This window comes from Xylanibacter sp., from assembly GCF_057607445.1.
In genome coordinates, this window is sequence record NZ_DBLZAX010000017.1 from 21,127 (window position 1) to 36,184 (window position 15,058).

Below are 15,058 nucleotides of genomic sequence, written 5' to 3' on the forward strand. Positions count from 1 at the left end.
ATGGCATGGCCGCCAGAGGCAGCCACGCTCACATGGAAATGTTTTTGCCCTGAGGGCGCGTCAGCCAAGTATGCCTGTGCAGGCAAGAGCCAGACTGTAATATTTTGACTCGCACGAGTCGGCACGTGAAGCAACAACAACGGGCACTGTTGTACCGCAGAGTATGCCTGCCGTCTCGGCTTTTGCAAACAATGTGATTGTCTTATAAAAGACGTTGCCCGACTCGATATTGGGGAATATCAGCACGTCGGCATTGCCCACAACGGGCGATGTTATACCCTTGATGCTGCCGCTGTCGGCATCGCATGCCGTCTTGACATCCATCGGGCCTCCCAGACACACGTCGCCGTACTCGCCTGCCTCTGCACGCTTCTTCAGTTCTTCGTAGCAGATTGTGTGAGGGAACTTCTCGTTCACCTTCTCTGTGCAGTTGATAAGAGCCACGTTAGGACAGCTTACGCCCATGTGGCGACTTGCGCTGACGGTGTAACGCAGTATGGCATCAAACTGATCGAGAGTAGGACGCGGAACCACTGCTGCGTCTGAGAACACGATAAGCTTGCGGTAGCTCGGTATCTGGGCAATAGTTATATGGCTCAATACTCTGCCAGGCTCAAGCAGTCCGTGCTCTTTATTAAGAATGGCGCGTAAAAGGTTATCGGTGTTGAGCGTGCCCTTCATGAGCACGGCAGCCTGACCCTCCCTGACAAGATCCACAGCCTTATAGGCCGCATCGTCGGGAGTAGGCTCCAGATACACCTCTACATGTCCCTCATACATCGAGCGGAGACGCTCGAACTCGGGTTTACACTCACCAGCACACACCAACAAGAAGTCGGCAATTCCTTCCTTAAGACATCGTCCTACTACATATTCAGTGTGAGAGTCGGCCGGGCAGACTACTGCCACACGCTTTCTGTTAGTAACAGAACACTGACGGCTGACAATGTCGTCAAAATTTTGTATTGATTCCATAGCGAATAAGATTTGAGTATATAGACTGATTTTGCGGGCATGAACAGACTCACGGACTGTCATTAACTGCACAAATCGCCTTGTTTTGTGCAAAGATAGTGTTTCAACGGCAAACTTCAAAATAATTAGAGCAATAATAATGCGTTTTAAAGAATCTTAGACCAATCAATACGAAAAATGCGGTGTTTTATATCACAACGGCACTAAAACACACAGCCAACAGGTGTATATCATGGCTTATATTTACAATAAGCTCGAAGATTAGCACTTTATTACACAAAACGTTAGTTACGAATTGAAAGCAGAACCATCTAAACGGCTGTCCCGACAGGCCGAAAAGCACCCGACAGACACACCCGGAGAGACACAGGCAGATAAAAACCGCAAGTAAAACACCTGTATTTGCTTGTATCTATCACAAAAACTCTACAAATAGTTCTATAATCAAAAGAAAACAACAAGCATTTGGTTATAAACTAAAAGCTATCCTTTCAGGATGCAAAAGGGCATCTTTCACACTGCGAAAGGTCACCTTTTACAAGGCAAAAGCATAGCAACTGAACGGCATGCGCCCCACCCTGCCGGCACGACGCACGCAAACAAAACGGCACAATAGTACTTCAAGGCGTCGGGATGCTTACAGACTGTAAGATGCAGGACGCTAAATAAGCGACAGACCATAGTCGTGCTTTATCTCGTCCATGACAAAGACGCTCTCGATAGACGACAGATAGTCGAGACGGCCGAGCACGTTGAGTATGAAATCCCTGTAACTCTTCATGTCGGTAACGTTCACCTTGAGCAGATAGTCGTATCCGCCGGAGATGTTGTAGCACTCAGTAACCTGCGTCAGCGACCTGACCACGCCGGCAAACATGGCTGCCACATCGCTGTTGAGGCGCGTCAGCTTTACCTTGCAGAACACCACGAAGCCGCGGTTGAGCTTGTCGGCGTTGAGCACGGCCACATATTTCATTATATAGCCTTCGCGCTCAAGACGCTTAAGGCGCTCGAACACCGGTGTGGACGAAAGACTGACGCGCGACGCCAGTTCGCGTGTTGTGAGCCGGGCGTTATCCTGCAGTGCCTGCAATATCTGTAGGTCTACCTTGTCGAGTTTGTCTGTTGCTGCCATAGAATATTTTTCTTTTTAGATGCCGAAAGCGGCATTTGTAAATATTATTTTTCTAAATACAAAGGCAAATATAGTGATATTTTCTAAATTACAGACACATATTGGCAGAATAATCCATACTTTATAACTTTGCAGGACGAAAACAACATTAAGGATAACGTATAACCCTAACAAGACAAACGACATGAGCAAGAATGACGGAAAACTTAGATTTGAGACGCTGCAGCTGCATGCCGGACAGGAACATGCCGACGCTGCCACGGGAGCAAGGGCCGTGCCCATATATCAGACGGCGGCATACGTGTTTGACAACGCTGCCGACGCCGAGGCGCGCTTCAGTCTGAAACAGCAGGGCAACATATACAGCCGGCTGACCAACCCCACGCAGGAGGCGCTCGAGACACGCATGGCAGCGCTCGAAGGCGGCGTGGGCGCACTGGCTGTGGCATCGGGGGCGGCGGCCATAACGTATGCCGTAATGAACCTGGCAAGGCAGGGCGACCACATCGTGGCGGAGAAGAACATATACGGGGGAACATATAATCTGCTTGCGCACATGCTGACTGACTATGGCATAAGCGTAACCTTTGTGGACATATACGATCTCGACGCCATTGAAAGCGCCATAAGAGACAACACCAAGGCTGTGATTATAGAGACGCTGGGCAACCCCAACTCTGACGTGGCGGACATAAGGGCCATAGCCGACATTGCCCACAGGCACGGCCTGCCGCTGATTGTGGACAACACCTTCGGCACACCTTATATAATAAGACCGATAGAGCACGGCGCCGACATCGTGGTGCACTCGGCCACGAAGTTCATCGGCGGCCACGGCACTTCGTTAGGAGGAGTGATTGTAGACGGCGGAAACTTTGACTGGAATGCCGGACAAAAGTTTGAACAGCTTACGCGTCCCGATGCCGGATATCACGGACTGGTGTTCACCGAGGCAGCCGGACGGGCGGCATACATAACACGCATAAGGGCTACGCTGCTGCGCGACACGGGGGCAGCCATAAGTCCGTTTAACGCCTTCATGCTGCTGCAGGGTCTGGAGACGCTGTCGCTACGCGTTGAAAGGCACATCGAGAACACGCTGAAGATAGTAAATTTCCTCGACAGCCACAGCAAGGTTGAAAGCGTGAGCCACCCCTCGCTGCCGTCGCACAAGGGGCATGACATCTACAAAAAATACTACGACAGGGGCGCAGGCTCTATCTTCACGTTCAACATCAAGGGCGGCAAGCATGAGGCTTTCAGGTTTATAGACAGCCTCAAGATATTCTCTCTGCTGGCAAACGTGGCCGACGCAAAGTCGCTCGTGATACATCCTGCCAGCACGACCCACTCTCAGCTCACGCCCGAAGAGCAGATTAGCCAGGGCATTGGGGCAAACACGATACGCCTGTCGGTAGGCATAGAGAATGCAGACGACCTTATAGACGACCTTAGTCAGGCTCTCGACAGCATCTAACCCCAATCAGTCATTAGGCCGCACATAGCTTTATCAATTCTGTGTATTCATGCTTTCAGCCTGCCTTTTTGTTTCTATTGGCGTCTTTTTGTTCGCTTTTTCTTGACATAGCCCGCTATGCCTGCAAAAGATCCAACAAAAAGCTGCTCAATATAAAGCAAAAATACAGACCTAATCATAATAACGGATTGGGGGTTAACTCTAACAGGCTGCACATAAAAACGCCAAGGAGCACATATCCCGAGGAGCCATGCCGCATGGCATAGGCTTTGTTCCGCAGGGATGTGTGCGCCTTGGCGTATGTCTTTATCGCGTAAGCGAGAACTTCAGACTCAGGCCAAAGTCCTGAGTGGTGGTAGGATAGCTGCTGCTCGAAAGCAACGGCGTGTTGGTCTGGCGGTCGTAATAGAAGCTCATTGTGAGCAGGCGCGACAGCGTGTAGTCAGCCGAGAACGACAGCTTGAACGCCGAGTTGCCGCTGCTGGCAGAACTTGTCATCGAGGCTATGTCGCGGCAGATGGACGCCTGCTTGCGGTAAGACAGGTCGAGACGCAAGTTGAGGTCGGTGTTGAATCCGGTGCTGCGCGAGCTGTTCGACGTTGAGTTGTTGTTGTTTTCGTCGTTGCTGCGGCTGCTCTTCACCTTGCGACGGCGGCGTCCGCCAAACAGTTTGAAGTTGTTTATCTTGTAACCCATGCCCACAACCCAGTCGTGACTGGTGGCCTCGTTGATCTGTATACTTGTCATACTGAGGCTGAGCACTCTCGTTGTGCGGTACTCCAGCTTGCAGGTAAGGTTGTTGTTGAAGGTCATGTCTATTCCGAGCAGCGGCGAGAAGGCCTCGTTGATGCTCACGGTGCTGATGTTATACATGCTGCTCGGCACGGGGTTGCCGGTTGACACGTCGCTGACGAAGCCCAGACCGTTCATATATTCCATAAACGTACTGTAAGAGCTGTATGAGCCGATGGCATAGATGCTCTTGTAGGCATGGTTGATGTTGAAGCTCTTGAACACGTCGCGGAACCACGGCAACTGTGACAGTCCGCTATATTTCACCGTCCAGTTAGGCAGCAGGCGCGACAGTGCGGGGAATATGTTCAGCGAGTTGCCGCCCATGCTCGTATAGGCCGAAAGGAAAGCCGGTATCATTACGTCGGCGCTGTACTTGCTGACAGATCCGTTGGCAGGGTCGAACTTCTGTCCGGCAAGCGAGCTTCCGGCTGGATATTCGGCATTGGTGTACTGTGCCTCGACACGGCTCCGGAACGACTCTAGCGAGTTGCAGAACTTCTCGAATGTAGCCGAATGATAGCCGTTGGTGGCGTCGCCCATTCCCTCAAACGCGCTGCCGAGACTTATCGTGGTCATGGTGAGCGTTCCGCTCTGTGTGGTCGGCGAGCCGGAGTACATATATTGTATGCTCTTCGACTTGGTTTCGGTGCGGCTTGCGTTGAGGTCTATCTTCAGGTTCTTCACCGGTTCGAGTGTCATTCTGAGCTGCAGGTCTTCTGTCAGACTTGTCGTTGCAGGCGTGGCCACACTGTCGTTCATGAGCAGCCAGCCGCGTTCGGCACTCTTCTCGATATAGCTGTCGTCAACAAAGCCGAACGCAAAGTCGAGACCCGGAGCCATTGTTCCGCCGCTGCGCTGACCGAACACGTCGCCAACGTTGGGCATGAAGCCCGGCAGATACATGCTGTACTGGTTGCGGTAAGAGAAGCTAACGTTGCGCACGAGCATCAGTCCGCGTGCCACACACTGGGCTGTCTTATACCAGACGTTCTCGTCCAGCGGAGCCTTCGGCGTAACGGTGAGCTTCAGCGTCGTCGTGCTGTCAACCTTCGACGTTATCTTTATGCGGTTGTTGTCCACAGCCTTATACTTCAGTCTGAAGGCCTTGCCGTCCTTTGTCTTGGCCGTCACCATGAGCCTCTTGCTGTTCTTGCCGTGAGACACTATCAGCGTGGTGTCAGGATTAAGCACAATCTCCTTTTCAAAGCTGCGCTTGTTCTTCGGCAGCAAGCTCTTTTCCTTGTCGGCGTCCTTTCCGTCCTTACCGCCGTTTCTGCCATTCTTGTCGTCGGCCTTCGACGTCTTGTTGTTGGCCGAGTTCTTTGCCTGCTTCAGCTGGTTGCGTCTCTTCAGCTGAGACGTGCGCGACGTTCTCGAACTCTTGTTGAATCTGTCGTTGGCCTTCTTCAGGAACGGCACATGGTTGTAAAGCCTTTCAAGATTGAACGTTCCGTTAAGGTTGAACGTGCGGTTTGTAGATATCTCGTTACCCAGCGACGTTCCGTCCTCAAGGTCGGTTCCGCGGGTCCAGCTGTAGGTTGCATTATAGTTGGCATCAGAGTTGATCCAGTCGAATATCGGAATAAGATTCAGCGGCAACTGATACGACATGTTGAACGTCTGGTTATAGTCAAGCGGGCGTCCGAAGTCCTTTATACTTGTCCACACAGAGTCTTTCCATGCCGCATACTGATCGGGATAGAGGTCTTTGTTTATAGGCGTGTAAGGCTCTTCTATCTCGGCATGTGTGGCACTGTTGAAGTTCATGTGGAGATTCTTGGTCAAGTCCCAGCGTATCGAGAACTCACGGTTCCACAAGAACTGCTCGCTGAAGGTCAGCGGCAGCTGATTGCCGTCGGTGCTTTCCATGTCGCGCTCCTGAAGTTCATAATAGTTGCGCAGCATTTCCGTGTCGAACGTTATGTTCTGCGGCAGCCAGTTAAGACCGAAGTTCTTCACGATGTCATACCACTTACTCTTGCTCTTTATCATCTTCTTGAACGGCTCGAAGGTCTTGTAGACAGGAGTGTAGCTGTAGTTGATGGCTCCGCGCCAGTTGTCTTCGTTCTCATAGACGGTTGTCTCGCCGCTCGTGTGGCGGTGGCTGTGGCTGTAAGAGAACGAGAAGTTAGCCGGGTCGTACGGCATGGGGTGACGCTTAGTCTGTATTCCGACACGCACATTCGACAGTGAGAAGTTGGTGTTTGTGGTCTTCGTCACGGCAATGCTCTCTATAGAGTCGCGCTCATGCTCGTTGGCAGTTGCCTCGAGAGCATCTTCAAGGAGCATATCCGTATCAAGCGGATTATACTTCGGACGTGTTTCTTCCTGCGTTATAGAGTAATAAAGCGGAGCAGTAACCTTGGCCTTGTCGGGGAAGAACTTGCCCAGCTCGACGTTTGCCGTGAAGCTGTAAGTCTTATAGTCGTCCTGCGAACGCTCGGCTACGCCGTCTTCAAGTCCGCCGAATCCGTCGGTAACTATTTTTCCTGTAGCGTTTATAGTTCCAACATCCGACAGCTGAACGTTGAGCGCTCCCTGTGCTGCCCATCCGCCTTCGTTGTTATATTCCTTCAGACGGAGCTCGTTGACCCACACCTCTCCTGACTTCATCTCGCCCGAAAGGTTGCGCACACCTATCATCATGACCTTAACCTCGCCAAGGGTAGGATTACCCATGATACTCACCTTGTTGTTAGGCTTGTCTTCATCATAGGCCGAATACACGGTGTTGTATGATGCAAGTCCGAGTCCGCGGGCCTTGTTGCGTTCTTTCTTCAGCGATGTGAACACGCTCAGCGGTATGTCGAGCATATTCTCCTCCGGCCATACGAGCTTACAGTCAGCCAGGCTATATCTGTTGTATTCACCCGGAGCAGTAAGTTTCAGAGGTATCTCATACTCGTAGTAGTTGTTCTTATAGTCGCTTCCAAGACGGACAAACACGGCAAGCTGATTGTCTGTCAGATTAGTTGTATTCTGCTCAAAGGCATTGGCATGCACAAACATCTGCAGGCGCTTATACTGACGAATGTCGAGCGTGGTGTTTTTGTATACGGCCTTCGACTCATTTGTCGACATGTTCTCAATCACTATGTTGAGAGCCTGCTCGTTGTCTTCTGTAAGCTGCGGCTGTGTGGGGTCTTGTCCGCGCTGTATGCCCGGAGGCAGCACATAGTTGACAGGCGTCTTGTCGTTGTTTTCCTCAATGCTCACCGCACTTACCGACATGCTTCCGGTTTCATTTGCTCCGGTGTTGAGCGACTGGTCGTAGACGCGCCATTCACCTCTTACAAGGTCGAACGTGGCAAAACGCAGCACTATAGGCTTCTGGAAGTTTGTAAGGAACATACGCATGAAGCGCACTGATGTGAAATCGTTTATCGAGCCTACACGCTCCTCATACTCGCTCAGAGGTATTCTGAACTGATACCATGTGGCATGTCCTGGCTTGCCGTTACGCAGCGTGGGCGATGTCTCGCGCTTGTCGACAATGAAATTTCGTCCCACCACGAGGTCTTCGGGGCGGATGCTTATCTTGTACTGATAATACTTCTCATATTCGTTCAGCGTGTAATCCTGGTTGATATCCTCAACATCAGGCGTCGTCTTGTAAGACGTGTCATAGCTTTCTGTACGGCTGTCGCTGTCAGGCGAGTTGCCCTGAGGATTGTTTATCCTCTTATATCTCTGCAGGATAGACGCCTCTATCTGGTCGAAGTCTGATCCGCGGAAGTAATGGTAGTCGTCGTTGGCAGGGTCGTTCATTATAGAGTCGAGCTGTGCCGCTGACACCTTACCCTGAATGGCTGTGAGGAACTCCTGATATGGTCCGAACTCTCTTTCCTCTGCGTCGGTAAGTCCGTTGTAACCTACATCCTGCAAAGCTCTTGAACCGGTTGTGGTTGCAAAGGCGTAAGTAACGGTGGCCTGCGTAGGTATCTTACCCCACTGTGTGGTAGTGTAGCTGCCTGAACCGTCGACAGACATGCCGCTCTCATAAAACTTCTTACCATCGCGCAAGATGTCTTCGCTCACTTCTCCGAGGTTGATGTAGAAGTCGCCTCCATATTGGTTGGCATCGCTCTGTTCATTAGAATAGATGAACGGGTCGAGCAGCCAGAACTCGATATATTCAATATTGGCAGTTTCAAAGTCGCTTGTGTCGAGCTTACGCATCATACCGCCCCAGTGCTGCGTAGGATTCTGCAGCGTTCCGTCATAGTTGAGGTTTGGATTAAAGTTGTAAGGACCGCGCTCAGAAGGATAATATGCGAGGTTGAGTATAGGCAAGGTGGCTGTTGCGCCGCTGTAGCTGTTGTTGTCGCGGTTAGGGAAAAGTTCCTTTACATACACCTCACGCACGTAATAGTTGCTTAGCTGCTCAAGGTCGCCCTTGATGTGAGCCGGAGTGAGCGATGAACTGCGGCGCGTGAACAGCGGATCGATGTTATACCATGCCAGCAGCGCACGGTTGTATCCGCTGGAAAGCGTCGTCTTGTCCGACTGCTCGGGGAACATGGAAGGCACGCTCGAAAGCACCCACGATGTAGGCGATGAGACGTCAATAGTGTTTTTGGTGTTCTCAAAGTCGTCGATATACGACGCATTGTCCTGCACTCCGCTTGCCTGACCTGCGATGAGCTGAGCAAACTCTCCGGTGAATGATATCACAGAGGGCTGCGTACAGTGAAGGAAAGGCAGCTTGTCGAGCATGTTTGTCAGCCACTGGCTCTCTTTCTTCCAGTTGATGTTGAAGCCCCATAGGGTGTTGTTCAGAGGTTCAGAGCCCATCGTAACCTTCGTGGTGAGCGCCTGTTCCGACAAGTGCTGTATAGTACCGCTTATCTGGAAGTCTTTCGAGAAGTCGTATTGCCAGTTGAGTCCGAGCATGGTCTTGCGCTCCTGGGCATAGTCGGTATTGCTCTCGAGCGACACATTAATGGCCGTGCCGGCGTCAATGATGCTCTGATTAAGGATTGTCACCTCGCCTGACGAATAGTCTACGGTATAGTCAGAACCTTCGGTAAGCGTAACACCTCCGGCCGTAACAACTACGGATCCCTGCGGCACATTGTATGCACCGAGCGATATTACGTTGGCAAGTGTTCCGCGAAACTGTCCTACAAGCTGATACTTGTCTTTCTCAGCTATCTGCTTTGCCACGGTCTTTGTTGAGTCGTAAAGCTCTGTGAAGCTATATTTTGCAGCCACATCCGGAGCCACGCCCTTGGCCGTAAGAGCCTTATACATATAGTCGCCGAACGGCTCTGCCTCAGGGAAGAACACGCGTCCGTTGCTTATGGTATAGCCTTCAACATAGTCGAAATATCCGTTGCTGTTTGCCTTGTTGTTATTATCGAGTCGGTCGGCACCGAGAAGCTTTATGATGGTCTGGTCCTTCACCTGCTGCTCGGGGATGTAAGACAGGTAGACGCCCGTGGTGTCGCTCTGGAACTTGACGTCAAGACGGAACTTGTCTTTCTCCACAGACGAAGCAAGATAATAAACGTTCTTCATCATCAGGTCCCAGTTGCCCTGCTGCGGGTTGTTGCTCGTGTTCTTGAGTGATTTTACGAACAAGGCTTGGTTGACGTCCTGTATGTCGGAAGCAAACTCTCCCACCTGATATGTAACGCCGCCATAGGTATATTCGTAAGCAATGGCCAGCACCTGGTCGGTCTGCAGCGTCGACTTCAGCGAGATGTATCCCAGCGATGTGTTGACGGTATATTCAGAACTGTTAAGCAGGCGTGCGCTCTCCAGTTTCTCATAGTCTACTCCACCCACGAAGCCAGGAATAGCATCGAGTACGGAAGAAGTCTGGTTAATATCACGTGCGGCAGCATAGCTGTTCACCATTGTCGAATATTCGCTGTTGGCATTGTTTCCCGGCACATTCTGCCCTGTCAGTCCCCACATGGAGTTGCTCACCTTGGTGTTCTCTCCGAGGTCAGTCAGAGCCACGATGTTGCGCGAGTTTGATGTCGTACCCGTCTTGTTGGTCACCCATATCTCCACGCGGTTGATGGTTATACCTGTGGTTATGTTAGGCAACTTCTGCATGGCTGCGTCATACTTGTCGCGGAAATACTGCGAAAGGAAGAAGTGGCGGTTTTCCTCATAGTCGGCAGCATCGATCTCGAACGGCGTAAGCTGCACACCACCCTGCGACGACACGCTCTTTGACGACGACTTTTTCTGTGAGATTACGGTCTGCAGCGACAGCTTGCCAAACTGCAGGTCGGTTCTGATACCAAAGAGCGAGGTGGCTCCATTGACGAGCGACGAGTTGCTCGGGAACGACACGTTACCGCCCTCAACCAGCTTTATTATCTCGTCTTCCTTGCCTTCATACTTCAGCTTCATGTTCTGCGAGTCGAAGTCGAAGGTAGCGTCGGTGTTATAGTTGAGGTTCATGTTCACCTTGTCGCCCACCTTACCGTTCACGCTCAGGTTTATCTTCTCGTCGAAGTCCATCGTCGTGGTCTTACGGTTTCTGATAGGCAGCGAAGGGTTGTCTATGTTCTTGAGCGTGGCTCCAAACTTCAGCTCGGCCGTACCCTGCGTCTTTATCCTCACACCGCCGGGACCGAATATCTTTTCTGCCGGCCCGAGGTCGAAGTGCATGTCGGTGAACGAGAATTTCTCCTTGCCCTGCTCCTTTACTATCTCGTCATTCTTTGAACGGAAGAAGCGGTCGAACTCCTTTTTCTCGCTCCACGCGCGATACTCTTCTGGCGTCATGGCTATCGGCGCCGAAAGATATCCCTCGCCCATCTTTGAACCTATGTAGTAGCGGTTGAGCGTGTCGTTATAGACTACCTCCTGCGAAATGTTTCCGGGCATAGACAGGTCGGCCATGCCGCGGTCGAGATCGTCTTGAGTGATCGGCACAATGCGCTGTATCTTCCAGCGCGGATGCAGCAGCGAGTCGGGTATAGAGTCGTCCTCTATTATCACTTCGGGCATGGCCACTGCCGTGCGCTTGGCCGTATCGGCCTGAGCCACATTGCCGCGCGCACCCTGCTGACGGTTGTTCTGCCGTGTGCGGTCGTCCTGAGTGTAGGGCAAAGCCAATCCGTAGCTGGCCGCACTCACGGCAAGCATTATCAGCAAAAGCCCATAAATCACCCTTTTTATACGCATATCAAAGTTAATGATGAAGAATGGCCGGCAATCAGAAAGGCCGGTTCAGCCACACGTGCCAACAATACAAAACCATTCTTCGCTTTTTGAGTTATTCTTAAATTATCCGTTTATCGCTATATCCAGCACCTTATTTTATCTGTTTCAAGGCCAGCTTAACCACCTGCTCAACCGGCAGTTCGGGCTGCTCCTTCAATATTGCCACGACAACCTTGGCCGACGGTGCAGGCGCAAAGCCGAGCATGGTGAGCGCGCCCACGGCCTCGTCCTTCACTTCCTTGTTAACCATGTCAGCCTGCTGTGCTGTCTCCTGCGGCACTTCGCCGGTTATGCCCAGAGATGCTATCTTGTCTTTCAGGTCTACTATTATGCGCTGTGCCGTACGCAGACCTATTCCTTTCACGGTCTTGAGCACACGCTCGTTGCCCGACGATATGACGCCGCACAGTTCTGCCGGCGAAAGCTCGGAGAGAATCATTCGGGCCGTGTTGGCTCCTACGCCCGACACAGATATGAGCAACAGGAACATGTCGCGCTCCTCGCGTGCGGCAAAGCCGAAAAGCACATACGCGTCTTCGCGTATGCTCTCATATACGTGCAACTTTACTTCTTTCTTGCCTTGAATGGCTGTATATGTGTTTAGCGAAATGTTCAGTCCGTAGCCCACGCCGCCCGTGTCTATCACGGCATAAGCCGGGCTAAGTTCTGCCAGTTCGCCTCTTACGTATTCTATCATTATCTTGTCTGTATTGCTTTTTTACCTTATTTATAACGAGCATATTTATCTTTTATTGCATGACGCCGGGCTATTTAACCAAAAATGTCGCCGGGCACATGCTGCCTGACGACATTTTGTCTATATCTGATTATGCTTTTCTGCGCATCGGTATGTGCTTACCGTGGCGCTTACTTGTATCTCATCCACTTTATCATCTCGCCTATCGACGGCTTCTTGCCGTACATAAGTATGCCTACTCTGTAAATCTTGCCTGCCATCCATATCAGGGCCAGGGCCGACGCGTAGAGCACAACGAGCGAAAGCACTATATGCCATACAGGAGCGCCGAGCGGCAGTCTTACCATTGACACTATAGGCGAGGTGAACGGTATGAACGAACACCACACGGCAAGAGGTCCGTCAGGATTGTCGGCACTGTACATTGCGGCATAAAGGGCAAAGACAAGCACTATGACGATGGGCGTCATAAACTGCTGCGAGTCTTCCGACTGGTTGACCGAAGCGCCTACGGCGGCGAATATAGAGGCGTAAAGCAGATAGCCGCCTATGAAGTTGAGAACGAACACCAGTCCGAGCATGGGCAGGTTGAGTCCGGCTAAGGCCGACATGAAGGCGGCCATATCGTCTGAAGCCATGTCGGGAGTGGCAGCCATGCCTGTGGCCATCATGTCGGGATTAGACAGGCCGAAGCCCACTCCTGCAACGCTCATTATCACGGTTATCATTATTCCCCAGATGGCAAGCTGCAGTATGCCCACAAGGCCAATGCCAATAATCTTGCCTATCATGAGCTGGAACGGGCGCACCGACGACACCATAAGCTCCACTATGCGGTTGGTTTTTTCTTCCATTACGCTCTGCATCACCATTCCGCCGTAAGACATCACAAACATATATATGAGGAACGTGAGCACCATGCCTGCCAGCATTGCCAGTTCGGCGCTCGACTCCTGCTCTGAGCCGTCGTCGGTCCATTTAACGGTTCTTATGTCGTAGCTCTTGTCGAAGTCGTCCATTATCTGCTTGAGCTGCGGGATGTTGTATTTCACGAGTTTGTCGTGGCGTATCTGCTCGTCGAGCGTGTTGTTCACAATGCGCGAGAGGCCCTGCGGCACTTCCTTGCGCGAGTAGATTGTGGCTGCCTCGGGATGCTCCAGCAGGTCGGCCTTTATCTCTATAACGGCGGCAAAAGCGGTGGTGTCCGACTTAAACTCGCCCAACATCATGGGCGTGGGCACAAAGCGGTACGACTCGTCGTCCTTGAACAGCTTGGCATATTTGCCTGTATGGTCTATCACTGCCACCTGTTTCTGCTCGCCGCTCTTTATCGTCGACAGCATCAGGGGCACAAATATCAGTGCCGCAAAGACAAAGGGCATGAGTATGGTGAGCAGGATGAATGATTTTTTGCTAACGCGGTTGATAAACTCGCGCTGTATTATTATTAGTGTCTTGTTCATGATTTGCTCTAAGTTTATTTATTGTTTGCTATCTTCTCCGGCCTTTTCTTCCGTCGCGCCGTCGCCTCCCACGGTCCTGATGAATATCTCGTTCATAGAGGGCAGACATTCGGCAAACGATGTTATCTCGTTGTTTGCCGACACCGCGCACAGCAGCTGCGCGTTGCTCATGTCGGCCTTCTTGCGCAGGGTGTATATCGTCTCGCCGCCCTTGTTCTCTGTCTCTGTCACCTCAATGCCTTCCACGGGCACAAGCTGCTTGCCGGAGGCAAGGCCAAGACGGTAAGTGTCGGTCTTGAAACGTGAGCGCACCTCGTTGACGTCGCCCTGCAGCACCACTTCCGAATGGTTTATCAGGGCTATGTTGTCGCATATCTCCTCCACCGACGACATATTGTGCGTAGAGAATATTATGGTGTGGCCTTCGTTTTTAAGTTCAAGTATCTCGCGCTTCAGCAGTTCTGCGTTCAAGGGGTCGAAACCCGAAAATGGCTCATCGAATATCAGCAGCTGCGGCCTGTGCAGCACGGTTATAACAAACTGCACTTTCTGCTGCATACCCTTCGACAGTTCTTCGAGCTTTTTGCCCCACCACGGCATTATGCCAAACTTATCAAACCATTGTCTAAGTCTTTTTTCTGCCTCGGCCTTATCCAGTCCTTTCAGCCGTGCCAGATAGATGGCCTGCTCGCCCACGCGCATCTTCTTGTACAGTCCGCGTTCCTCAGGCAGATAGCCGATGTTGCAGATGTCGTCCACCGACAGCGGATGTCCGTTGAAGGTAACGCTGCCTGAGTCGGGCACGGTTATGCGGTTGATTATTCTTATCAGGGTTGTCTTTCCGGCGCCGTTCGGTCCAAGCAGTCCGAACACCTTGCCTTCGGGCACTTTTATACTTACTCCGTTGAGTGCAGTATGGTTAGCGTAGCGCTTCACTACGTCGTGCGTCTCGAGGAATATTTTGTCCATGTTATTTTAAAGTATGATATGTTATTGTGCCACAAAGTTAAGGTTTATTCGTCAACAAGCAAAAAAATCTGCAATCTTTATTAAGTTAAAAGTGAAAAGAGAAAAGTGAAAAATCCAAATGCAAGTAAGTTGATAATACCAGCAAGACATTTGACTTTAACTACGGAATGTTAGAAAACAACAAGACTAATGTTCTGTCGGATATGCTATCCGACAGCATAAAATATAAGGATCTTTGATCCGCAACTCATACCTATTAATCAAAATTGGAAGTAATCGGAGAAGCTAATTTGTGATCCGAAATGCATACCTGATAATTTAGAATAGGAAGTAAGCGGATTGATAAATCCTTATACTCA

At 51.1% G+C, this 15,058-nt stretch carries 7 protein-coding genes; 1 reads left to right on the top strand and 6 read right to left on the bottom strand.

Annotated features, from left to right (window positions below; translation table 11 throughout):
• Nucleotides 1-60: 60 nt before the first annotated feature.
• On the bottom strand, nucleotides 61-975 hold the full coding sequence (locus ACZMIG_RS12225) for a phosphate acyltransferase (protein WP_418873939.1): 915 nt from the start codon (nucleotides 973-975) through the stop codon (nucleotides 61-63).
• 661 nt (nucleotides 976-1,636) lie between these two features.
• A complete protein-coding gene (locus ACZMIG_RS12230) occupies nucleotides 1,637-2,110 on the bottom strand; it encodes an Lrp/AsnC family transcriptional regulator (RefSeq protein WP_021855694.1) in 474 nt (157 codons plus the stop codon).
• 184 nt (nucleotides 2,111-2,294) lie between these two features.
• On the opposite strand from ACZMIG_RS12230, the gene ACZMIG_RS12235 reads away from it, so the two are divergent.
• Complete coding sequence (locus ACZMIG_RS12235) at nucleotides 2,295-3,587, top strand: O-acetylhomoserine aminocarboxypropyltransferase/cysteine synthase family protein (protein ID WP_418873940.1); 1,293 nt, start codon at nucleotides 2,295-2,297, stop codon at nucleotides 3,585-3,587.
• Nucleotides 3,588-3,893: 306 nt separating this feature from the next.
• On the opposite strand, the gene sov is transcribed toward ACZMIG_RS12235, so the two are convergent.
• The 4 genes from sov to ACZMIG_RS12255 all read right to left on the bottom strand — a co-directional run bounded on the left by sov (nucleotide 3,894) and on the right by ACZMIG_RS12255 (nucleotide 14,699).
• Nucleotides 3,894-11,393 (bottom strand): T9SS outer membrane translocon Sov/SprA, encoded by a 7,500-nt coding sequence (gene sov / locus ACZMIG_RS12240; protein ID WP_487889642.1) that lies wholly within the window; start codon nucleotides 11,391-11,393, stop codon nucleotides 3,894-3,896.
• A gap of 268 nt (nucleotides 11,394-11,661) precedes the next feature.
• Nucleotides 11,662-12,267 (bottom strand): Holliday junction branch migration protein RuvA, encoded by a 606-nt coding sequence (ruvA, locus tag ACZMIG_RS12245; protein WP_021855697.1) that lies wholly within the window; start codon nucleotides 12,265-12,267, stop codon nucleotides 11,662-11,664.
• Nucleotides 12,268-12,437: 170 nt separating this feature from the next.
• Entirely contained in the window at nucleotides 12,438-13,730 is a 1,293-nt protein-coding gene (locus tag ACZMIG_RS12250; RefSeq protein ID WP_287602466.1) for an ABC transporter permease, read from the bottom strand.
• An 18-nt stretch (nucleotides 13,731-13,748) separates the two neighbouring features.
• On the bottom strand, nucleotides 13,749-14,699 hold the full coding sequence (locus ACZMIG_RS12255; RefSeq protein WP_487889631.1) for an ABC transporter ATP-binding protein: 951 nt from the start codon (nucleotides 14,697-14,699) through the stop codon (nucleotides 13,749-13,751).
• Between the last annotated feature and the right edge of the window lie 359 nt (nucleotides 14,700-15,058).